Source organism: Streptomyces venezuelae, from assembly GCF_008642275.1.
GTDB classification, from domain to species: domain Bacteria; phylum Actinomycetota; class Actinomycetes; order Streptomycetales; family Streptomycetaceae; genus Streptomyces; species Streptomyces venezuelae_E.
Genome location: NZ_CP029189.1, coordinates 2,827,318 through 2,849,855, shown reverse-complemented (window position 1 = coordinate 2,849,855; position 22,538 = coordinate 2,827,318). Strand labels below are relative to the sequence as shown.

General features: G+C 72.8%; 18 protein-coding genes and 1 tRNA gene. 16 read left to right on the top strand and 3 right to left on the bottom strand.

Features of this window, described 5'->3' with window-relative positions:
- The first annotated feature begins 78 nt into the window (after positions 1-78).
- From DEJ51_RS12300 to DEJ51_RS12255, 10 genes are all read left to right on the top strand, one after another.
- Positions 79-1,728, top strand: coding sequence for a beta-N-acetylhexosaminidase (locus tag DEJ51_RS12300; protein WP_223835775.1), 1,650 nt, complete (start codon positions 79-81; stop codon positions 1,726-1,728).
- Between the two features lie 319 nt (positions 1,729-2,047).
- Complete coding sequence (locus tag DEJ51_RS12295) at positions 2,048-2,932, top strand: FAD binding domain-containing protein (protein ID WP_150261856.1); 885 nt, start codon at positions 2,048-2,050, stop codon at positions 2,930-2,932.
- A complete protein-coding gene (locus DEJ51_RS35515; RefSeq protein ID WP_263411705.1) occupies positions 2,929-5,106 on the top strand; it encodes a (2Fe-2S)-binding protein in 2,178 nt (725 codons plus the stop codon). The genes DEJ51_RS12295 and DEJ51_RS35515 overlap by 4 nt, the downstream gene beginning before the upstream one ends.
- A 53-nt stretch (positions 5,107-5,159) precedes the next feature.
- Positions 5,160-7,448 (top strand): xanthine dehydrogenase family protein molybdopterin-binding subunit, encoded by a 2,289-nt coding sequence (locus DEJ51_RS12285; protein WP_150261854.1) that lies wholly within the window; start codon positions 5,160-5,162, stop codon positions 7,446-7,448.
- A 168-nt stretch (positions 7,449-7,616) separates the two neighbouring features.
- Positions 7,617-8,174 carry a hypothetical protein gene (locus DEJ51_RS12280; protein ID WP_223835774.1) on the top strand — a complete coding sequence of 186 codons (558 nt, stop codon included), beginning with the start codon at positions 7,617-7,619 and terminating at the stop codon, positions 8,172-8,174.
- Entirely contained in the window at positions 8,171-9,622 is a 1,452-nt protein-coding gene (locus tag DEJ51_RS12275; protein WP_150257631.1) for a WXG100 family type VII secretion target, read from the top strand. Before DEJ51_RS12280 ends, DEJ51_RS12275 begins: the two co-directional genes overlap by 4 nt.
- Before the next feature lie 21 nt (positions 9,623-9,643).
- Entirely contained in the window at positions 9,644-10,822 is a 1,179-nt protein-coding gene (mycP, locus tag DEJ51_RS12270) for a type VII secretion-associated serine protease mycosin (RefSeq protein WP_190620336.1), read from the top strand.
- A 50-nt stretch (positions 10,823-10,872) separates the two neighbouring features.
- The gene (locus DEJ51_RS12265; protein ID WP_150257629.1) at positions 10,873-11,301 is read left to right on the top strand and encodes a hypothetical protein; all 429 of its coding nucleotides are present in this window, start codon (positions 10,873-10,875) and stop codon (positions 11,299-11,301) included.
- A gap of 136 nt (positions 11,302-11,437) precedes the next feature.
- Positions 11,438-12,154: a hypothetical protein gene (locus DEJ51_RS12260; RefSeq protein ID WP_150257628.1), complete on the top strand. Its 717-nt coding sequence runs from the start codon at positions 11,438-11,440 to the stop codon at positions 12,152-12,154.
- Positions 12,151-12,699 (top strand): hypothetical protein, encoded by a 549-nt coding sequence (locus DEJ51_RS12255; RefSeq protein ID WP_150257627.1) that lies wholly within the window; start codon positions 12,151-12,153, stop codon positions 12,697-12,699. Before DEJ51_RS12260 ends, DEJ51_RS12255 begins: the two co-directional genes overlap by 4 nt.
- 74 nt (positions 12,700-12,773) lie before the next feature.
- Here DEJ51_RS12255 and DEJ51_RS12250 read toward each other — a convergent pair.
- A tRNA-Cys gene (locus tag DEJ51_RS12250) sits at positions 12,774-12,845 on the bottom strand.
- 180 nt (positions 12,846-13,025) lie between these two features.
- Between DEJ51_RS12250 and DEJ51_RS12245 the strand changes: the two genes are divergently transcribed.
- The 4 genes from DEJ51_RS12245 (at position 13,026) to DEJ51_RS12230 (ending at position 17,194) form a co-directional block, all read left to right on the top strand.
- The gene (locus DEJ51_RS12245) at positions 13,026-14,561 is read left to right on the top strand and encodes an MFS transporter (RefSeq protein WP_223835773.1); all 1,536 of its coding nucleotides are present in this window, start codon (positions 13,026-13,028) and stop codon (positions 14,559-14,561) included.
- 101 nt (positions 14,562-14,662) lie between these two features.
- On the top strand, positions 14,663-14,863 hold the full coding sequence (locus DEJ51_RS12240) for a hypothetical protein (protein WP_150257626.1): 201 nt from the start codon (positions 14,663-14,665) through the stop codon (positions 14,861-14,863).
- Positions 14,860-15,273, top strand: coding sequence for a type II toxin-antitoxin system death-on-curing family toxin (locus tag DEJ51_RS12235; protein WP_150257625.1), 414 nt, complete (start codon positions 14,860-14,862; stop codon positions 15,271-15,273). The genes DEJ51_RS12240 and DEJ51_RS12235 overlap by 4 nt, the downstream gene beginning before the upstream one ends.
- A 136-nt stretch (positions 15,274-15,409) precedes the next feature.
- Positions 15,410-17,194, top strand: coding sequence for a DEAD/DEAH box helicase (locus DEJ51_RS12230; protein WP_052874215.1), 1,785 nt, complete (start codon positions 15,410-15,412; stop codon positions 17,192-17,194).
- 59 nt (positions 17,195-17,253) lie between these two features.
- On the opposite strand, the gene DEJ51_RS12225 is transcribed toward DEJ51_RS12230, so the two are convergent.
- On the bottom strand, positions 17,254-19,146 hold the full coding sequence (locus DEJ51_RS12225; RefSeq protein ID WP_150257624.1) for a hypothetical protein: 1,893 nt from the start codon (positions 19,144-19,146) through the stop codon (positions 17,254-17,256).
- 372 nt (positions 19,147-19,518) lie between these two features.
- On the opposite strand from DEJ51_RS12225, the gene DEJ51_RS12220 reads away from it, so the two are divergent.
- Together DEJ51_RS12220 and DEJ51_RS12215 are read left to right on the top strand one after the other, a co-directional pair.
- Positions 19,519-20,160 (top strand): IclR family transcriptional regulator, encoded by a 642-nt coding sequence (locus DEJ51_RS12220; RefSeq protein WP_007264382.1) that lies wholly within the window; start codon positions 19,519-19,521, stop codon positions 20,158-20,160.
- 169 nt (positions 20,161-20,329) lie between these two features.
- Positions 20,330-21,127: a S16 family serine protease gene (locus DEJ51_RS12215; RefSeq protein ID WP_150257623.1), complete on the top strand. Its 798-nt coding sequence runs from the start codon at positions 20,330-20,332 to the stop codon at positions 21,125-21,127.
- Here DEJ51_RS12215 and DEJ51_RS12210 read toward each other — a convergent pair.
- Positions 21,057-22,391: an MFS transporter gene (locus DEJ51_RS12210; RefSeq protein ID WP_223835772.1), complete on the bottom strand. Its 1,335-nt coding sequence runs from the start codon at positions 22,389-22,391 to the stop codon at positions 21,057-21,059. The two genes, DEJ51_RS12215 and DEJ51_RS12210, sit on opposite strands and share 71 nt — an antisense overlap.
- Between the last annotated feature and the right edge of the window lie 147 nt (positions 22,392-22,538).

Here is a 22,538-nt window from a genome sequence, read left to right as displayed (position 1 = left end):
GGTCGGCGCGACGAGCGCCCTGCGGAACGAGCGTTGCGCAGGACGCAATACGCGCACGCAGTCGCGAAGGGCTGACGCATGGACCTGCGCATGGACCTGATCCCCGAACCCCGGGTCGTACTGCTCGACGAGGGCGGGCGCCGCTTCGCGTTCGGGCCCGAGCCGCGCCTGGACGCCGGGCCGGGAGCCGCGGGGGTCGCCCGCTGGCTGCGGCGCGAACTGGGCGCGGCCACCGGCTGGGAGCTGCCCGCCGCCGGGGCCGGCGTGACCGCCGAGCTGCGGCTGCGCGTCGACCCGGACGGCGCCGGGGACCCGGGGCCGGAGGCGTACCGCATCGAGATCGGCCCGGACGGCGCGGAGCTGACGGGCGCGAGCGCGGCCGGACTGTTCTGGGGCGCCCAGACGCTGCGTCAGCTGCTCGGTCCCGGCGCGTACCGCCGGGCGCCGCTGCCCGGCCGCGCGTGGAGCCTGCCGTACGCCTCGGTCGCGGACGGCCCGCGGTTCGGCTGGCGCGGGATGATGCTGGACGTGGCCCGGCACTTCATGCCCAAGGACGGCGTGCTGCGCTACATCGACCTGCTCGCCGCGCACAAGCTCAACGTGCTCCACCTGCACCTGACCGACGACCAGGGCTGGCGGATCGAGATCAAGCGCCACCCGCGGCTGACCGAGGTCGGCGGCTGGCGCCCGCGCAGCCGGTGGGGCCACCGGGCCTCGCCGCTGTGGAACGAGACCCCGCACGGCGGGTACTACACCCAGGACGACATCCGCGAGATCGTCGCCTACGCCGCCGAGCGGCACGTCCGGGTGGTCCCGGAGATCGACGTACCGGGGCATTCGCAGGCCGCCATCGCCGCGTACCCGGAGCTGGGCAACACCGACGTCGTCGACACCGCCGCGCTCGGGGTCTGGGAGGACTGGGGCATCACCGAGAACGTGCTCGCGCCCACCGAGGCCGTGCTGCGCTTCTACGAGGGGGTCTTCGAAGAGGTGCTGGACCTGTTCCCGGCGGAGGTCTCACCCTTCGTGCACGTGGGCGGGGACGAGTGCCCCAAGGCGCAGTGGAAGGCCTCCGCGGCCGCCCAGGAACGGATCCGGGAGCTGGGTGTGGACGGCGAGGACGGGCTGCAGGCCTGGTTCGTCGGGCACTTCGACGGCTGGCTCGCCGCGCGCGGCCGGCGGCTGATCGGCTGGGACGAGATCCTGGAGGGCGGGCTCGCGGAGGGGGCCGCGGTGTCCTCCTGGCGCGGCTACGCGGGCGGGATCGCCGCCGCCGAGGCCGGGCACGACGTGGTCATGTGCCCCGAGCAGCAGGTGTACCTGGACCACCGGCAGGCGGGCGGCGCGGACGAGCCGGTGCCCATCGGGTACGTGCGCTCGCTGGAGGACGTCTACCGCTTCGAGCCGGTGCCGCCGAAGCTGTCGCCGGAGGCCGCCGCCCACGTGCTGGGCGCGCAGGCCAACGTCTGGACCGAGGTCATGGAGAACCAGGACCGCGTCGACTACCAGGTGTTCCCGAGGCTGGTCGCCTTCGCCGAGGTGGTGTGGTCGTGGCAGCCGGCACCCGAGGAGCGCCACTTCGCCCGGTTCGAGGAGCGGATGGCCTCGCACTACGCGCGGTTGGCCGCGCAGGGGGTCGATTACCGGCCGCCGGGCGGGCCGTTGCCGCGGCAGCGGCGGCCCGGGGTGCTCGGCCGCCCGATCGAAGGCGCGCCCCCGAACGTGTGACAAGTGGCTGACGACACCGACCCGAACCGAAAGGGAACAGGAGTGGAACTCTCCCTCAATTTCCCCGGATACAGGGAAAATCGGGCAATCGGGGAGGAGGGTCGTCGAAGGCGGTGCGACAGGGCCGTACGGCCCGTACGGGGCACCGCGCCCGGGGCCGGCCGCGGCGGGCGGACCCTCGCGCCGGGCGGCCCGGAAGATGTGCCAGAGTTGCCACGTCCCGGCGGTGAGGACGTACCGTACGGCGGAACAGGCGTGAGCGCCGGAACCGGGACATCGGGAAGGGGCAGCTGGGTTGACCACGCACGCACCGCACGCACTGGATTCACCTCAGGGGCCGCAGGGCCCGCAGGCGGCGCAGTCCGTGACGCTGCCGGCCTCGCTCGACGAGGCCGTGGCGGCGCTCACCGCCATGCCCGCCGCCGTGCCGGTCGCGGGCGGCACCGACCTGATGGCCGCCGTCAACGCCGGGCTGCTGCGGCCGGCCGCACTGGTGGGCCTGGGCCGGATCAACGAGATCCGCGGATGGCAGTACCAGGACGGCCACGCGCTGCTCGGTGCGGGCCTCACCCACGCCCGGATGGGACGGCCGGATTTCGCCGCTCTGATCCCCGCGCTGGCTGCCGCCGCCCGCGCCGCCGGCCCGCCGCAGATCCGCAACGCCGGCACCCTCGGCGGCAACATCGCCACCGCCGCGCCCACGGGTGACGCACTGCCCGTGCTGGCCGCGCTGGAGGCCGTCCTCGTCATCGTCGGCCCGGGCGGGCAGCGGGAGATCCCGGTGTCGTACCTGCTGGCCGGGCGGGAGATGCTGCGGCCCGGTGAGCTGATCGGCTTCGTACGGGTGCCGCTGCTGCACGCGCCGCAGGTGTTCCTGAAGGCCACGGGCCGCACCGGGCCGGGGCGTGCCGTGGCGTCCGTGGGGCTCGTACTGGACCCCGCGCGCCGCGGCGTGCGCTGCGCCATCGGCGCGGTGGCCCCGATGCCGCTGCGGCCGCTGGAGGCCGAGCAGTGGGTGGCCTCGCTGATCGACTGGGACGGCGGGCGGACCCTGGCCCCCGAGGCGCTGGAAGCCTTCGGCGAGTACGTCGCGGCCGCGTGCGTGCCCGACCAGGGCGAGCCGGTGGCTCCCGGAGTACTGCACCTGCGGCGGACGGTGGCCGTGCTGGCGCGCAGGGCCCTGGGGAGGGCACTGACCTCATGAGCGAGAACGAGAACGAGAACGAGAACGTGACCCAGGGGAACGGCACGGCGGGCTGGGGCTGGGAACCGGTCCCGCAGGGCGGCGAGTACGACTCGGACGCCACGGCCTTCGTGAAACTGCCGCAGGACATGCTGGACGCGCTCGGCACCGGGGAGCCCCTGGCGGCGCCCGGGCACGGCTACGTGCCGCCGCCGATGATCGTGCCGCTCGGCTCCGCCAGTACGGATCCCGCGGCCACGGGGACGTGGGCGATTCCGGTGCAGTGGCCGGAGGCGGACGGTTCGGCGCAGGCAGGTCCGGCGGGCGCGGCGGGTGCCGCGGGTGCGGGTGCCGGTGGTCACGGTCCCGGCTCCGGGTCGGTGGGCGGGCCGATCCCGGCGTCGATCCCCATCCCGGCGTCGGTCGCGGCGGCGTTCGCCGAGGCGGAGCCGGAGCAGCCGGTGGCCGATCCGAGCGCGACGGCCGAGTGGCGGTTCCCGGAGGCGGCGCACGAGCCCGAGCAGGCCGGTCCGGCGACCGGGCAGTGGGCCGTCCCCGAGTTCGACGAATTCGCCGAACGGCAGAACGACTACCGCCCGGGCGCTCTGGACGCCGACTGGAGCCAGGCCCCGGCGACGCTGCCGGGCGGTGCTCCGGCGCCGTGGGCGTACTTGACGCAGCAGCCGGCCGGGGAGCCCGGCACCGACACCTCGGGTGCCGGTGCCGCCGGGGCCGCTGCCGGTGTGCTGCCCGGTACGGACGAGGCCGCCGCTGCCTCGGCCGCCGCCGCCGCGACCGCGCATGCCGCCGGGCGGCTGCTCGGCGGGCCCGGAGTGGGCGCCGCGGGACGGGGGCCGCGGGTGCTGGGCGGGCCCGGGGTGGGCACGGCCCTGCCCGAGGGCGAGCCGGTGCACCAGGCCCCGCACGACATCGAGGCCGCGCACGGCCCGGCGGCGGAGCAGGCCGAGGGCGCCAGGGCCGCGGACCACACGGGGCAGGACGAGTACCCGGGGCAGGACGAGTACGCCGGGCGGGACGAGTACGCCGGGCAGGACGAGTACGCCGGGCACGCGGTCCCGGGGGAGTACGCCGGGGCCGGGCACGGCGAGTACGCCGGCTACGCGGAGCAGGCCGGGTACGCCGAGCCGTCCGCCCCCCACGCCGCCGCACCGGAGCCGCAGCCGGCGGCTCCGCCCGAACTGGACCTCTTCGGCGGGGTGCGCGCCCAGGCGCCGGCCGCCGGGCCCGCGCAGCCCGTCGGCGGCGACGGCACCGACGGCCACGGCTTCACCGCGTTCGGCCACGCGCCGGAGCCCGGCCCCGAGGCCGCGGACGAGGCCGTGCCCGGGGCGGCACACGAGGCCGCGCACGAGGCCGCACACAGCGCCGCGCACGGGGCGGCACACGGGGCGGAGCCCGTCGCTCCGGAGCCCGACCCCGGCAGCGGGGACGGGCCGGCCGCGCAGGAGCCCCCGGCCGACCCCACGCCGCACGCGGACACCGCCGACAGCGAGGTCGCACTCCCGGCCCGGGGAACCGGCGAAGGGCTCCCGGCCGAGGTAGCGACGTACGAGGAAGAAGCCGAAGCCGGGGCCGTCGCCCATCACGAGCACCCGTCGGCCTCGTACGTCCTGCGCGTCAACGGCGCCGACCGGCCCGTCACCGGCGCCTGGATCGGCGAGTCCCTCCTGTACGTGCTGCGCGAGCGGCTCGGCCTCGCGGGCGCCAAGGACGGCTGCTCGCAGGGCGAATGCGGCGCCTGCGCCGTGCAGGTCGACGGCCGGCTCGTCGCCTCCTGCCTGGTACCGGCCGCGACGGCCGCCGGCAGCGAGGTCCGCACCGTCGAGGGTCTTGCGACGGACGGGGAACTCTCGGACGTCCAGCAGGCGTTGTGCAGGTCGGGTGCGGTGCAGTGCGGGTTCTGCGTACCCGGCATGGCCATGACCATCCACGACCTGCTGGAGGGCAATCACGCCCCCAGCGAGCTGGAGACCCGTCAGGCGCTGTGCGGCAACCTCTGCCGCTGCTCCGGCTACGCGGGCGTCGTCGACGCCGTGCGCGAGGTCGTGGCCGAGCGCGAGGCGGCGGCCGCGGAGCCCGCGACCCCGGGCGCAGGCGCAGGCGCACCGGAGCCGCGCATCCCGCACCAGGCAGCGCCCGGCGAGGGCGGCATCCACCACGGAGGCACGGCGTGAGCGGGCAGGACGCGGCGACGGCGACGACGACGGTCAACACCACGGTGACGGCCATGGCCGCCCCGGGTGCCGAGACCTCCGAACCGCAGGTCCCACGCGGAATCGGAGCCTCCGTCCCGGCCGCGGACACCCGCGCCAAGACCGAGGGCACCTTCCCCTACGCCGCCGACCTGTGGGCCGAGGGCCTCCTGTGGGCCGCCGTGCTGCGCTCGCCGCACGCCCACGCCCGCATCCTGTCCATCGACACCACGGCCGCCGCCCAGATGCCCGGCGTCCGCGCCGTCGTCACCCACGCCGACGTGCCCGGCGCCACCACGCACGGCCGCCGGATCGCCGACCGGCCCGTGTTCGCGCACGAGGTCGTGCGCCACCACGGCGAGGCCATCGCCGCCGTCGCCGCCGACCACCCCGACACCGCACGGCTCGCCGCCGCCGCGATCGCGGTCGAGTACGAACTCCTCGACCCGGTCACCGACCCCGAGCAGGCCTTCGGCGCGCCCGCCCTGCACCCCGACGGCAACCTGATCCGGCACATCCCGCTCCGCTACGGCGACCCGGAGGCCACCGGCGACGTGGTGGTCGAGGGCCTGTACCGGATCGGCCGCCAGGACCCCGCCCCCATCGGCGCCGAGGCCGGACTGGCCGTACCGCGCCCCGACGGCGGCGTGGAGCTGTACACCGCGTCCACCGACCCGCACACCGACCGCGACCTGGCCGCCGCCTGCTTCGGACTGGAGCCGGACCGCGTACGCGTGGTCGTCACCGGCGTGCCCGGCGCGACCGCCGACCGCGAGGACGCCGCCTTCCAGCTCCCGCTCGGCCTGCTCGCCCTGCGCACGGGCTGCCCGGTGAAACTGGCCGCCACCCGCGAGGAGTCCTTCCTCGGCCACACCCACCGGCACCCGACCCTGCTGCGCTACCGCCACCACGCGGACGCGGAGGGCCGCCTGGTCAAGGTGGAGGCGCAGATCCTCATGGACGCCGGCGCCTACGCCGACTCCTCCTCCGAGTCCCTGGCGGCGGCGGTGGCCTTCGCCTGCGGCCCGTACGTCGTCCCGCACGCCTTCGTCGAGGGCTGGGCGGTACGCACCAACAACCCGCCGTCGGGACACGTCCGCGGCGAGGGCGCCATGCAGGTGTGCGCCGCGTACGAGGGCCAGATGGACAAGCTCGCGGCCGCCCTCGGCATCGACGGCGCCGAACTGCGCATGCGCAACGTCCTGGCGACGGGAGACCTCCTCCCCACCGGCCAGACGGTGACCTGCCCGGCCCCGGTGGCGGAACTCCTGCGCGCGGTGCGCGACTTCGAACTGCCCGCCCTCCCCAAGGACGCCCCGGAGGACGAGTGGCTGCTGCCGGGCGGCCCGGAGGGCGCGGGCGAGCCCGGCGCCGTACGGCGCGGCGTGGGCTACGGCGTCGGCATGGTCCACATGCTCGGCGCCGAGGGATCCGACGAGGTCTCCACGGCCACGGTGAAGGTGGTGGGCGGCGCGGCCACGGTCATCTGCGCGGCCGTCGACACCGGCCAGGGCTTCGCCACGCTGGCCCGGCAGATCGTCCAGGAGATCCTGGGCGTCGACGAGGTCGCCATGGCCCCGGTGGACACCGACCAGCCGCCGGCCGGCCCGTCGGCGCACGGCCGCCACACGTGGGTGTCGGGCGGCGCCGTGGAGCGGGCGGCCAAGATGGTCCGCACCCAGCTCCTGCAGCCGATGGCCCACAAGCTGGGCATGTCGACGGAGCTCCTGCAGATCCAGGACGGCCGCATCACCTCGTACGACGGCGCGTTCTCGATGTCGGTGGCGGAGGCGATGGCCGGCAAGGAGCTCTGGGCGACGGCCCAGTGCCGCCCCCACCCCACGGAACCCCTGGACGCGGACGGCCAGGGCGACGCCTTCGTGGGCCTCGCCTTCTGCGCGATCCGCGCGGTGGTGGACGTGGACATCGAACTGGGCTCGGTCCGCGTCGTGGAACTGGCGGTGGCCCAGGACGTGGGTCGCATCCTGAACCCCCGTCAGCTGGAGGCCCGTATCGAGGCGGGCGTCACCCAGGGCGTGGGCGCGGCCCTGACGGAGAACCTCCGTACGGTGTCCGGCCTGATCCGCCACCCGGACCTGACGGGCTACGCCCTGCCGACGGCACTGGACGCCCCGGCGGTCCGCATCGTCAAGCTGGTCGAAGAGCGCGACGTGGTGGCCCCGTTCGGCGCGAAGGCGGCGAGCGCGGTCCCGGTGGTGACGACCCCGGCGGCGGTGGCCTCGGCGGTCCGCGCGGCCACGGGCCGCCCGGTGAACCGCCTCCCGATCCGGCCGTCTGCGGCGGTGGGATCGCCCAACTCGTGACCGTGTGACCCGCATTGCACGTGCAACCCCGGACTTGGGCCTGTCGGTACCGGTCGCTAGAGTGATCGGTACCGGTGTGCGCGTACGCGCGGACACGGGTGCGAACGGGGACGGGGAGCGGCGCTGGCGCCACTCTCACGGGGATGACGGGGAGTCGGGGAGGCCGACGTGGCAGACGACAACGGGGCGAGCCAAGTAGCAACGGCCCTCACGCTGGGGATCGCTGGCCCGATGGGCGCGATCGCGGGGGTGGCGTACAACGCTGCCACCGCGGCGCTGCGGGTCGAGTTCGACTCGATGACCGAGTACAAGAAGATGGTGGACGGCCTTCTGGACGACCTCACCGGCTCGGACGCGGACCACAGGAAGCTGGCGGACGGCAAACTGCCGGTCAGCAAGCTCGGTAAGGGCTTCACCGAGGTCGACACGCTGTTCACCTCGTACGGCAAGGTCATCGACCAGCTTCAGGACCTCTCGAAGGGACTGGCGGCGCAGATCGAGGCCCTGGGCATCGCGGTCCTGTCGGCGGGCAAGGGCTACGGCGGCGTGGACGAGGAGACCAAGCGGCGCCTGGTGGCCATCGCCAGCGAGGCGAAGGCGCAGTACGTCAAGGAACGTGACCCGTTGTGGGTGGCGGAACAGCGCCGCCGCGAGGCCTCCGGCGAGGCGCACCCGGGCGCGACCCCGACTCCGTCGCCCAGCACGTCGGGAGGTAGCTACTCATGACCAACTTCGAAGACTTCACGCACCAGCAGATGCGCGACATGATCGCTTCGCTGGACCCCACTTCGGTCCAGACGCGCGCGGACCAGCTGGCTTCGGCCGCTGAGAAGATCAAGGCGATCGGCGAGTCGCTCAAGTGGCACGTCGTGACCGGCTGGGAAGGCGAAGGAGCCGACGCCTTCCAGGACTGGGTGAGCCGCACGGGCAACGCGACGCTGCGCCTGGGCGAGTACAGCGCCAAGGGCGGGGAGTGGATGGGCAAGGTCGTCCAGACGATGACCGAGGCCACGAAGATGACCGCGGTCGACGCGACGGCGACGAAGAACCTCGCAGCGGCCATCGAGCACCACAACGACCCGGACGCGGCGAAGACCCGCTCGGAGGCGCAGACGATTCTGGACGCGGACCGCCGCGAGGCCATCCGGCTGATGACGAACCTGGCGCAGTCATACCAGTTGTCGTCGGCCGAGATGGACAAGGCACCGATCCCGACGTTCCCGGCGCCGCCTCCGGTGCTGTTGCCAGAGAAGCTCGATGGCGGATCTGACATGGCTCGGACGGGGGGCAGTTCGGGAACGGGAAGTCAGGTGGGAAGCCCGGGGTACGCATCGTCGACGCATGGTGGCAACACCGGTTCCTCCAACGAGACGGGATGGGATCCGGTACGCCAGCCGCAGCCGGACAACACGCTGCCGACAGCGACTCTGCCTGCGCCGGTGACTCCTGACCGTGACGTGGACGTGGACCTCGACACGGTCGGGACGCTGCCCCCGAGTCAGACACTGCCGCCAGTGACGACCACTCCCGGCCCGTTGCCCACGAGTCCTGTCAGTCCCATTCCCGGGCCCGCACTTCCGCCCTTGGCCCTTCCTCAGGTTGGCGGTTTGAAGTCGCCCGGCCTGACCGGTCCGGGTATCGGTCCCTATCCGGCTCTGGGCGGTCCTGGCTTGCCTCCTTCTGGCGGCAAGGTGCTTGGCACACCTGCATTGCCCACGCGTGACAGCGGCATCATGGGTGGTCGGCCTGTGACGTCGACGGGCCCCAGCTCAGGTATCCCGCGTGGCACGGTGATCGGCGAAGGCGCAGCCCAGGCGGGCCGCCCCCTGGGTGGCGGAGGCATGGGCCACGGTGGTGGCGGTGCCCACGGCAGCCAGGGCAGCTTCGCAGCAGGTCGGCGACTGGCTTCGGAGCCGGGCGGTGTCGTCGGAGGCCGTCAGACCGGTGCGGTCGGTCGCCCGATTTCCGGCGGACAGGCGTTTACCCAGGGCGGTTCGGGTCTGGTGCGCAATGGCACCGCCGGCGGCGCGGGTGCCATGGGACATGCGGGTGCACGTCCGCAGACTCCGGGTAAGCGGCGGGACGAGCAGGGGGGCGAACGCCCCGACTACCTGGCTGAGGACGAAGAGACCTGGCAGGGCAGCCGTCGTGTTGTTCCGCCCGTGATCGACTAAGTAGAACGGACGTTGCATCGGATGCGCATGCGTAAGGCGACCTCGGCCCTGGTGGGTTTGCTGTTGGCCGGGGTCGCCGCGACCCCGGCCCATGCGGAGACCATTCGAGCGCAGCAATGGCATCTCGACGCAATGAAAGCCGATGAGATCTGGAAGGCCAGCACGGGTAAGGGCGTCACCGTCGCGATCATTGACTCCGGTGTGGCCAAGATTCCGGAACTGGAGGGACAGGTTCTCCCAGGAAAGAATTTTGCGACGTCGTACGACGGTGACGAGCGCTCCGACTACGACAACCATGGCACGACCATGGCCGCGCTGGTTGCTGGTTCGGGAAGGCACCCCAGCGGCGATGGATCGTTCGGTTTGGCGCACGGCGCCAAAATCCTCCCCATCCGTGTTCCGAACGAGCAGAGTCGGAAAACCCCGTCCTGGGTCGATGCCATTCGATACGCGGCAGACTCGGAAGCTAAGATCATCAACATCTCCATGGGCGTGGACGGCACACCGGAAGATGATCAATCTCGGCGGGAAGCAGTGAAGTACGCGCTTTCCAAAGGGAAACTGATCTTTGCGAGCGGCGGCAACGACGGTGATACGACCAACCAGGTCCTCTACCCGGCCGCGACGCCCGGAGTGGTGGGCGTTGGAGCAACGGACGTCAAAGGGCTAGCGACCAAGGAGTCGCAGCACGGTCCGCAAATTGATCTGTCGGCCCCGGGCGTCGACATGGTTACAGCATGCGCAGGCAAGACCGGCCTATGTAAAAACCACGGCACCAGTGATGCCTCGGCCCTCGCCTCCGCCTCCGCCGCCCTCATCTGGTCCGCCCACCCTGACTGGAGCAACAACCAGGTCCTGCGCGTGCTCTTGAACACTGCGGGCAAGCCCACCGATGGTGTTGAGCGCAACGACTACATCGGGTACGGCATCGTTCGCCCCCGTGTCGCGCTTACCAACCCCGGCGACCCCGGCCCCGCCGACGTCTATCCGCTGCCCGACCTCGCGGCGGCGGATGCGGCGGCCAAGAAGCCCTCCGCATCCGGCGACGCCAAGGCCCCGGAAGCGGCGGCGTCCAAGCCGGCCGCTCAGGCCGAGGAGAAGAAGACCGGGAGTTCCCTTCCCTGGATCGCGCTCGGTCTGGGAGCCTGCGTGCTGATCGGTGGAGCCGTGGCCGTGGTCGTCGTACGACGTAACCGCTGACCCGGGGCTGATCCGACCGGACCTGCACCCTGCCTTCAGGAGTCCACGCCATGTCGTTCGACGAGGAATGGTCGGCGGCTCGCGCCACGGCCGCCGCCGGAGGCACCATGCGCCTCAATCAGGTGCCTATCGATCCCGGCGGTGGCGGCAGCGGTGGCGGTGACCTCGAACTCAACCAGGACCAGATCGGCGCGATCGGCTCCGAGGCGTACAAGCTGCACACGTGCTTGCAGACCGACGGCAAGCACGCCGCCACCGCCACCGCCGAGGCGGCCGGGGCCCTCACCAAGGAGGGCTTCGCGAGCGGGGCGGCGCTGCTCAAGGCCAACAGTGCCTGGGAGAGCCAGGTGAAGACCCTCGTGGCCGCCTGCGCCAACATCTCCAACGGGCTGAACTACTCGCTCGCCTCCCACGCCAAGGACGAGCAGCAGCTCCACGCTGACTTCACCGCGTCCGCGATAGACGAGTACCTGAAGTAGGCGCCGGGATGCTGACGTACGAGAGCGTGATGAACGCGCCGCTGGGCAAGCTCCAGATGGCCGTCACCGACTGGTCGACGCGGACCCGAAGGAACCGGACGGGCCGCTGGGCGGGCTGTCCGGGCACTTCGGCCAGATGGCGGCCGAATACATGCCGGACCTCCAGGCCGCCGCGGAGAACGGCAGCGGGACGATCAAGGCCAACGGCGAGATGGCCGAGTTCGACAAGGCCGGCATGGCACGGTTCATAGGGGCGGTGGGCCAGGATCCGGACGCCTACGGTGCGATGACGACGGCCCAGCGGACCTTCACCACGGCCCTGGTCAATGACGTCTTCACGCATCGGGGCGAGTACGAGGACGTCGACGCGGCCGTCAAGGTCGCGGTGCACCCGGGGGGCCAGATCGCAGGCATGCTGTCGGAGGCCCGGGCGGAGGGCACGTTCGGCGACAACGCCCACAAGCAGGAGGAGTACGTCAAGGGCGTCGAGGACAACGCCAAGTGGGTCAACCGCGGTATCACCGCGGCGGGCGGCAAGTACCTCGAACTGGTGCCGTTGGCCGGCGACGTCGTCGAATGGCTCCAGGAGGACATCACGGAGAGCGTGGTCGAGGGGGCCGAGAAGGACGCCGCGAAGAAGGTCGAGGACAGCAACCAGAAGGCGGGCGAGGAGTACGTGCGCGCGCAGACCGGTGCGTCCGACTCGGCCGCGGCATCGGTCCGCATCGCGGCCCGCGGATCCGGACTGTCCGAGCGAACCGTCGACTCCTACGCGGGCGTCGCGTCCACGGAGACGGCCAACGCCTACTCGGTCGGCCGGGATCTGGTCGCCACCATGAACGGCGGATCATGATGGCCGGTCCTCGCACCCACCGTGCCGCGGCCACGGTCGTCGCGGGAGCGGCACTGCTCGCCGGCTGCTCCGACGGCAAGCCGTCGGCCGCGCCCGAGCTCCCCGCGTCCACGTGCTTCGGCGCCTTCACCCCGACGGAACTCGCACCCTTCGTGGGCACGGGCAAGGAAGTGCGGGTGGACGCGCCGGCCGATGCGCGGCTGACCGCCGGCCGCGACAGCGCGATCTGCAACATCTACGTGGACGGGAAGACCCGGTTCTTCGCGTCGGCGGAGCGTCTGCCGCAGGGACAGCACTTCTTCTGGGCGCCCGCGGTCGACGAGCAGAAGCCGGAGCCGCTCCCCTTCGCGGAGAACGGCAAGCTGTGGGACGGCGGCGCCGCGATCTTCCTCTCCTGCAAGGGCCCCACCGAGGCCTTCGAGCTCAAGCTGTGGCTCGACGGGTCGACGGAGCAGATCGAGCAGAAGGAACGCCGCCCCTTGTTCGCGGGGCTCATGAAGAAGTACCTGGACTTCGCCAGGCAGCAGACCGGATGCGGTGCCTGAGCCGGAGCCGGAGCCGGAGCCGGAAAAGGCGAAGGCCGCTCAGGGGTGCGCCTGCCCCCGAGCGGCCCGCCGCGAAGCCGTGACCGGAATCGAACCGGCGTAACTCGCTTTGCAGGCGAGTCCCTCAACCACTCGGGCACACGGCTGTGTGGTGGTGACGTGCATGACGCTACGGGGGCCTGTGGGGGCGGGGAAGGGGATCGCAGGTCCTGCAACGCGACTGCCATGCTGCGTTCACGGTCCGCCGGACCTAGGTCCGGCGGACGAGCGCGGGATCCGTCGAATTGACAGGGTCACTCCGGGGCTACGCACCTTACTCTGGGGCGATGAGCGCCCTTGAACACAGCGTGTCCGACCTAGCCGCACCGATCCCGCCCCCGCCCCCGGGCGGGATTCTCGGGCCCGCGTACCGGACGCTCAGCATCGGGATCATCTCCGTCGTCTTCCTCATCGCCTTCGAGGCCACCGCCGTCGGCACGGCCATGCCCGTCGCCGCCCGCGAGCTCGACGGGATCGGGCTCTACGCCTTCGCCTTCTCCGCCTACTTCACCACCAGCCTCTTCGGCATGGTCCTGGCCGGCCAGTGGGCCGACCGGCAGGGGCCGCTGCGGCCGCTGACCATCGGGATCGCCGCCTTCGCCTCCGGGCTCGTGATCTCCGGCACCGCCGGGGTCATGTGGGTGTTCGTCCTCGGCCGGGCCGTGCAGGGCTTCGGTGGAGGGCTGGTCATCGTCGCCCTCTACGTCGTCGTCAGCCGGGCCTACGAACAGCGGCTGCGCCCCGCGATCATGGCGGCCTTCGCCGCCAGCTGGGTGGTCCCCTCCATCGTCGGGCCGCTGGCCTCCGGGACGGTCACCGAGCACCTCGGATGGCGGTGGGTCTTCCTCGGGATACCGGCGCTCGTGGTCGTCCCCCTGGTGGTGGCGCTCCCCGCGATACGGCGGACCGCGTCCGGGCCCGTCGACCCCGACGCCCCGCCCGTGGCCTTCGACCGGCGGCGGATCCGGCTCGCCTTCGGCATCTCGGTGGGGGCGGGGCTGCTCCAGTACGCCGCCCAGGACCTGCGGTGGCTCTCGCTCGCGCCGGGCATCGCGGGCGCGGCCCTGCTGGTGCCCGCCGTCCTGGGGCTGCTGCCGCGCGGGACCTACCGGGCGCGGCGCGGGCTGCCGTCCGTGGTGCTGCTGCGCGGGGTCGCCGCCGGGTCGTTCATCGCCGCGGAGAGCTTCGTCCCGCTGATGCTCGTCACCCAGCGGGGGCTGAGCCCGACGATGGCCGGCTTCTCGCTCGCGCTCGGCGGGCTCACCTGGGCGGGTGGCTCGTGGGTGCAGTCCCGGAACAGGACGGCCCCCTACCGGGAACGGCTGATGATCGGCGGCATGGTGCTGGTGGCGTTGGCCATCGCCGCCGCGCCCGCCGTGCTGATCGAGTCCGTGCCGGTGTGGACGCTGGCGCTGGCCTGGGCGGTCGGCTGCCTGGGCATGGGCCTGGTGATCGGCTCCACCAGCGTGCTGCTGCTCCAGCTGTCGGCACCGGAGGAGGCCGGGGCCAACTCCGCCGCGCTGCAGATCTCGGACGCGCTGGCCAACGTGGTGCTGCTGGCCGGCGGGGGCGCCGCGTTCGCCGCCCTGGGCGGTGGCGCGGTCGGTGCCTCCCACGCCGTCACCGAAGGGGCGTCGGCCTCGCACCCGGCCGCCTTCGCCGTGGTGTTCCTGCCGATGGCCTGCGTGGCGCTGGTGGGGGCCTGGGTGGCGACCCGCCTGGAGCCCGCCGGGACCCGCCCGGAGCCCGCCGGGACCCGCCCGGACTCCGCCGGGACCCGCCCGGAGTCCGCCGAGAACCGCCCGGAGCCCGCCGACAAGTGACCGCGGTGACCGCCCGCGGCCTGCCGCCAGGACCGAGGGCGAGGCCGGGGCCCGGGGAATTCGGCTGCGTCGGGGCCGGTGGCAGCCCTACCGTGGCCGCCATGAACGAGCTGATCATCAGACTGTCCGATGCCGAGCGCGAGGAGTGCGCCGACCTCGCCGACGCGACGGGCCGGTCGCCCGAGGAGCTCGCGCTGGACGCCCTGCGGGCACTGCTGCGGGCCGAGCGCGGCCGGGTCGGGGCCGAGGCGCAGCGGCTCGCGCGGCAGCACGCGCCCCTGCTGAAGCGGCTCGGCGCATGACCGCCGCCGCCGTCCCCGTGCGCCACCTCACGCTCGCCGAGGTCCTCGACCTGGCCCGGCACGCCTGCCTGGCCCAGGACCAGCCCGTCGAGCTGCGCGACCCCGGACTGCTGGAGTCGGCCGTGCACCGGCCCCGGGCGAGGATGCTCGGGACCCCGGCCTACGAGGACCCGTACGAGCAGGCAGCCGCGCTGCTCCACGGCATCGCCACCAACCACCCGCTGGTGGACGGCAACAAGCGCACCGCCTGGCTCGCCGCGGCGACCTTCCTCGCCGTGAACGGGGCCGATCCGGGCGGCGTCGACCAGGACGACGCGTACCGGCTGGTCGTCGACGTGGCCGCCGGACGCGAGAGCGCAGTCGGGCGGATCGCGGCGCGGCTCCGGGCGCTCCTCACCCCGCCGATGTGACGCTCGCCGCACCCGCCGAGGTCACGGGCCTGTCCCTCCGCGAGGGGCGGGCCCGGGCCGGTAGGGTGGCCCGGTTGTCCTACGTACGACTGCCTGCCACCCGTACCAGATACGCCGAGAGCACGAACCGGAGACCGTGACTACTACCGCCTCCCACCATCTCTCACCCGCCTTCCCCGGCCGTGCCCCCTGGGGTACCGCCAACAAGCTGCGTGCCTGGCAGCAGGGGGCGCTCGACCGCTACATCCAGAACCAGCCGCGGGACTTCCTCGCGGTCGCCACGCCCGGCGCAGGCAAGACCACCTTCGCGCTCACCCTCGCCTCCTGGCTGCTGCACCACCACGTCGTGCAGCAGGTGACCGTCGTCGCGCCGACCGAGCACCTGAAGAAGCAGTGGGCGGAGGCGGCGGCCCGGATAGGCATCCGGCTCGACCCCGAGTACTCCGCCGGACCGCTCAGCAAGGACTACCACGGGGTCGCCGTCACCTACGCCGGTGTCGGCGTGCGCCCGATGCTGCACCGCAACCGGTGCGAGCAGCGCAAGACCCTCGTCATCCTCGACGAGATCCACCACGCCGGTGACTCGAAGTCCTGGGGCGAGGCCTGCCTGGAGGCCTTCGATCCGGCGACCCGGCGCCTGGCCCTGACCGGAACGCCCTTCCGGTCCGACACGAACCCGATCCCCTTCGTCACGTACGAGGAGGGCAACGACGGGATCCGGCGGTCCTCCGCCGACTACACCTACGGCTACGGCAACGCCCTCGGCGACGGCGTCGTCCGGCCGGTCATCTTCCTCTCCTACAGCGGCAACATGCGCTGGCGGACCAAGGCCGGCGACGAGATCGCCGCCCGGCTGGGCGAGCCGATGACCAAGGACGCCATCTCCCAGGCCTGGCGCACGGCGCTGGACCCGCGCGGCGACTGGATGCCGAACGTGCTGCGCGCCGCCGACCAGCGGCTGACGGAGGTCAGGAAGGGCATCCCGGACGCCGGCGGCCTCGTCATCGCCTCCGACCAGGACTCGGCGCGCGCCTACGCCAAGCTGCTGAGGGAGATCACCGGCAGCAAGGCGACCGTGGTGCTCTCCGACGACACCGGCGCGTCGAAGCGCATCGACGAGTTCAGCGAGGACGGCAGCCGCTGGATGGTCGCGGTCCGGATGGTGTCCGAGGGCGTCGACGTACCGCGCCTCGCGGTGGGCGTGTACGCCACGACCATCTCGACGCCGCTGTTCTTCGCGCAGGCCGTCGGCCGGTTCGTGCGTTCGCGCAGGCGCGGCGAGACCGCGTCCGTGTTCCTGCCGACCATTCCCTATCTCCTCGGCTTCGCCAACGAGATGGAGGTCGAGCGCGACCACGTCCTCGACAAGCCGAAGAAGCAGGGCGAGGAGGATCCGTACGCCGAGTCCGAGAAGGAGATGGACGAGGCGAACAAGCAGGAGGACGAGGACACCGGCGAGGACGAGCAGATGTCCTTCGAGGCGCTGGAGTCCGACGCCGTCTTCGACCGGGTCCTCTACGACGGCGCCGAATTCGGCATGCAGGCGCACCCCGGCAGCGAGGAGGAGCAGGACTACCTCGGCATCCCCGGGCTGCTGGAGCCGGACCAGGTGCAGATGCTGCTGCAGAAGAGGCAGTCGCGGCAGATCGCGCACAGCCGGCGCAAGCCGGACGCCGAGGCGGACCTGCTGGAGCTGCCGGCGGACCGGCGGCCGGTGGTCTCGCACAAGGAACTGCTGGAGCTGCGCAAGTCGCTGAACACGATGGTCGGCGCCTACGTCCACCAGAGCGGGAAGCCGCACGGGGTGATCCACACGGAGCTGCGCCGGGTGTGCGGCGGGCCGCCGAGCGCGGAGGCGACCGCGGGGCAGTTGCGCGAACGCATCAAGAAGGTGCAGGAGTGGGCCACCCGGATGCGGTGAGTTCCTACGGAATGCGGAACGGGGTCCGTGCGGAGGTTCGCACGGACCCCGTTCCGTCGTTACGCGGTCGGGCGGCGTCGGCGGCCGGTGCCGGCGACCAGGGCCGCGCCCATGGCGAGCGCGACGCCGGCGCTGCCGAGGGCCCAGCTGGTGGCCGCGTCGGAGCCGGTCTCGGCCAGCGCGCCACCGGTGGTGGGCGCGGTGCCGGTTCCCGTGCCGGTGCCGTTTCCGGCGCCGTTCCCGTTCCCGTCGACGACCGGTGTGGTGGTGCCGCCGTCGGGCTTCGGCTGGTTGCCGGTGCCGCCCCCGTTGCCGTTGCCGTTCCCGCCGCCGTTGCCGCTGTCGGCGGCGAGGATCCTGGTGCTGTGGGCGCCCGTCGAGGACCAGACGAACGGGCCCGACTCCTGCTCCTTGTAGCCCGAGGCCCCCATCATGAAGCCGCCGGCCGGGGTGCCCTTGTCGAAGCGCAGGCGGAGCTTCACGACGGCCTTGTCGCCCGCGGCGATCGACTGGAGGCCGATGTCACCGCCCATGGACTCCTCGCTGCCGCCGATCTCGATGTCGAACCAGCCCTCCTTGCCGTGCTCGTCCTCGCCGAAGGCCTGGAGGTGGATCTGGGACGGCTCCACCCACGGGCCCTGGTCGAAGCCGCGGCCCATGTGGAACGACACGAGGTAGTCCTCGATGCCGGCGAGCCCGGCGTTGTCGAGCGTGAGCGCGAGCTCCTGCCAGTCCGCGCCCGCCTTGAAGCCTCCGGCCGGGATGCCGGTCAGGGTCATCTTCGGACCCTCGACGTCCACGGGCGCGCTCGCGGCCTCGATGGAGGAGCTGTAGCTCACCGTCTTCGAGACCAGGCCGCCGTGGTGCGGGTTGCCCTGGCCGGAGACGTTCAGCTTGACGTCGCCGGCCGGGACGTCCGCCGCGAGCCTGACCCGGAAGACCAGGTTGCGCTGCTCGCCGGCCGCGTACTCGCCGCCGTAGTCGAAGATCCGCAGCTTGCCGTTGTCGCCGCTGACCTCGACCGGGTGCCAGAAGGACTCGCCGTTCACGGTCGTGGCGTAGTACTCGACGACGACCTGGTCGGCGCGGAGCGAGGTGTCCGCGGAGACGAGGTCGACCCCGAGGTAGTACTCGCCCGTGCCGGGGCGCGCCGAGTTGTCCACCTTCAGGGTGAGCTCGGTGCCGACGTCGTCCCCGGCCTTGAAGCCCCATTCGGGCAGGCCGGTCAGGCTGAGCACCGGGGCCTGGGACTGGACCTGCTCGCCCGCCCGGGTGATCTTCGACTGGCGGGAGAAGGGCTTGGAGTCGACCGAGGTGTGGTTGGTCCCGGTGGCCGTGATCGTGACGGCCGTGGCGGGAGCGTCCGCCGAGGCGCGTGCGCGCACCCGGACGGTCTTGCCCGCGTTCTTGCCGATCGTCGCGCCGGCCACCAGGTCGAAGTGCGGAGCGTCCAGGCCCGGCATCTGCGGGACGGCGGTCCAGCCGTTCCCGGACTGGTATTCGAGCTCGATGTGCTTGCCGGACAGCTTGACGTCGGTGCCCAGGAAGTTGAGGCCGAGGTCGAAGCCCTGCACGGCCTCGTTGCCGGTGTTGTCGATGGACACGTTGAACTCGGCCCAGTCGCCGCCGGCGGCGAAGGCCTGCGGCTGGCTGAAGATCGACAGCCCCGGCCCGGCCTGGGCCTGGGACGCGGCCTTCGCGGGGGCCTTGGCGGGCGCCGCAGCGGGCTTCTCGGCGGGCTTCCCGGTCTCGGCGGGAGTCTCGGCGGGAGTCTCGGCGGGCTTCCCGGTCCCGGCCGGGGTCTGGTCGCCGGCCGCGTCGCCCTTGGGCTCCGCGTCCGGGGTGGTGACCGCGGGATTGCGGACCTCGTCGGCCATCGCGGGCGTGGTCATCAGGACCGTCGGTCCCACCACTGCGGCGGCGGCCACGACGGCGATGCGCTTGAGCTTCATGAGTGGTGCTTCCCCCTACGGGCTCCAGGTGCGTGTGGACGCAACCCCCCTGGAGCCGATCACAGTCGTTTTGAACATGCTCAGAGTAATGGGGTGGTAAAGGGCTCCTGTGTCAATCGAGGTCACGAATTGACACCGAGCCCGATCAGGAAACGGCATAAACGGGTAGCAGGCGCCCGGATTCTGGACGAGCCCTTCCGCTGAGCGAACCTGCTCGCTACTGTCCCCGCAACAAACGCACCGTGGCAGCGCCGCCGCGGGAGCGCAGCCGGTGCAATGGCCGCTACCGGCGGCCTCTCCGTGCGTCGCCGCGGGACCGGCGGCGTGCCGCCCCGAGAGTCACCGCCGCTCACCGAAAGAGGGAGAGGCGTCGTGACCGCGGAAACCTCCCAGACTCTCGACAGAGGGCTCAGAGTCCTCAAACTGCTCGCCGACACCGACCACGGTCTGACCGTCACCGAGCTGTCCAACCGCCTCGGTGTGAACCGCACCGTGGTCTACCGGCTCCTCGCCACCCTCGAACAGCACGCCCTGGTCCGCCGTGACCTCGGCGGCCGGGCCCGGGTCGGGCTCGGAGTGCTCCGGCTGGGCCGGCAGGTCCACCCGCTCGTACGCGAGGCCGCCCTGCCCGCGCTGCGGTCCCTCGCCGAGGACATAGGTGCCACCGCGCACCTGACCCTCGTCGACGGAACCGAGGCGCTCGCCGTCGCCGTCGTGGAGCCGACCTGGACGGACTACCACGTGGCCTACCGGGCCGGCTTCCGCCACCCGCTGGACCGCGGGGCCGCCGGGCGCGCCATCCTGGCGGCCCGCCAGGGCTCCCTGATCGAGCCGGGGTACACGCTGACGCACGGGGAACTGGAAGCGGGCGCCAGTGGCGCTGCCGCGCCGCTCGTGGGCATCACCGGGCTGGAAGGCAGCGTCGGCGTCGTCATGCTGGCGGACGCGGTGCCGGAGCGGGTCGGGCCGCGGGTGGTCGACGCGGCGCGCGAGGTCGCCGACGCCCTTCGCTAGGCCGCGGGCTTGGCGGTTCCCGTGCCGGGTGGCGGTCCGCTGCCGGGCGCGGCGCCGTTTCCGGGGGGCGCTGCCCCCGGACCCCCGCGCCTCAAACGCCGGCGGGGCTGGGTGTGCCGGGGCTGGGTGTGCCGGGGGTGGGGAGCGGCGGGCCGGATAGATTGGGCGGGTGCTCTCACGCCTCTCACGTCTGCCGCGTCCCGCTGCCCTGGCCGTCTGCGCCGCCCCCGTGCTCGGGCTGTTCGCCGCCGCGGCCTTCGCGCCGCTGCCCTTCGTGGTCGCCATTCCCGGGCTCACGGCCGACGTGCTGGGCTCCGACCAGGGCAAGCCGGTCATCACCGTGACCGGTGCCCCGGTCCGGGACACCAAGGGCGAGCTCCGGATGACCACCATCCGGGCCACCGGCCCGTCCTCGACGATGAAACTGCACGAACTCGTCGGCCACTGGTTCAAGACCGATCAGGCGGTCATGCCCAGGGAGGCCGTCTACTCCACCGGCGGAAGCGACGAGGAGATCGAGAAGCACAACCTGGAGGAAATGGCCAAGTCGCAGTCGGCCGCCACCGACGCGGCCCTCGGCTTCCTCCACAAGGACCCGAAAGACGTGAAGGTCGAGCTCAACCTCGCCGACGTCGGCGGCCCCAGCGCCGGGCTCCTCTTCTCCCTCGGCATCATCGACAAGCTCGACGGTGACGGCAGCGGCGGCGATCTCACCGGCGGCCGCAGCGTCGCCGGTACGGGCACCATCACCGGCGACGGCAAGGTCGGAGCGGTCGGCGGGGTGGCCCTGAAGACCCAGGCCGCGCGGCGCGACGGGGCGAGCGTGTTCCTCGTACCGAAGGCCGAGTGCGCGGACGCCCTGTCGGAACTCCCCGAGGGGCTGCGGCTGGTCCCCGTCACCTCGCTGACGGATGCGGTGAACTCTCTTCGTGCGCTGAACCGGGGCGAGCAGGCTCCGTCCTGCTGAGGGCGGCGGCCGGCGGCCGGTCCATGGCGCGCCAGGCCGGGAAGACCATCGGGGCGAGCGTCGTCAGCAGGTACGTGCCACCGAACAGCAGCAGCGCCGTGGTGACCCCGAAGCCGTCGACCAGGAGGCCCGCCGCGAGCCCGCCCATCGGCATGGTCAGCTCGCAGCCTGCCGTGGCCACGCCCGAGACGCGGCTGCGCAGTGCCTCCGGCACCTGCTCGTACATGATCGTGGTCAGGATCGGGTTGAGCATGCCCGCGCCCAGTCCGGCCAGGGCCATCGTCACCGCGAGCGGCAGCGTCGTGTCGGTGAGGGCGGCCACCACGTACCGGGTCGCCCCGGAGAGCAGGAAGGCCGCGGTGAACACCGCGCGGCGGGGGAAGCGCTCGCCCCACATCCCGTAGAGCAGGGCGCCCAGCAGGGCGAAGCCGCCGAAGAGGGAGATCATCAGGCCGATGGCGGCGGCGCCGCCGAGATCTTCCCGGCCGTGCACGGGAAGCAGGACCGCGGACCAGCCCTGGTCCAGCCCGTTCGTCATCATGACCATGACGGTGATGCCCAGCAGCAGTCGGGTGCGGGTCATGAAGGCCCAGCCCTCGGCGAGTTCGGCGCGGTAGGCCGTGAGGGACACCTTCCCGGTGGTGCGTTGCGGTTCGGCGGCCGGCACCCCGCGCAGGAAGACGGCGACCAGCAGCGCCGACGCCCCGAAGGTCGCAGCGTCCAGCAGCAGCACGGTCTCGGCGCCGAACCCCGCGATGAGCAGGCCGGCCACCGCGGCCCCGATCATCCGGGCACCGCGCGAGACCGCGTCGTAGAGGCCGGCGGCCCGGGTGATGGTGGTGCCGGCGTGCTCGGCGAGATTCGGCAGGAGCACGGCGCGGGCGGTCAGGCCCGGGGTGTGCACCAGGCCGCCGACGGCCATCAGGGCGCACAGCATCCAGAACTCCAGCACGCCGGCGTGGTGCAGCAGCGGGATCGCACCGACCGACAGGCCGCTGATCAGGTCGGAGGCGACGGAAACCCGGCGGCGGCCGATCCGGTCGATGACCGGTCCGCCGATCAGGGCGGCCACGATGACGGGCAGGGTCGCGCAGAAGGCGACGACCCCGGCCCGGCCGGCGCTGCCCGTGGTCTGGAGCACGAACCACGGGACGCCGATGAGGGTGAGCGAACTCCCGGCGATGGAGACGGTGTTGGCGGCCAGTACGCCGACCAGCGGGCGCCGGTCCCTGCGGGGCGGACGGTGGGGAAGTAAGGCGTGCACGGGGGACTCCTCGGACGGGTCGTGTGCGGGTGCCCTGCGGGCGGCTCAAGGGTGTTCTCGTGTGCGGGGCGGGGGCGGGGCGGGTGCGGGTGCGGGGCGGGTGCCGGGCGGGTGCCGGGCGCTGCCCGGGCCCGCGTCTCGAACGCC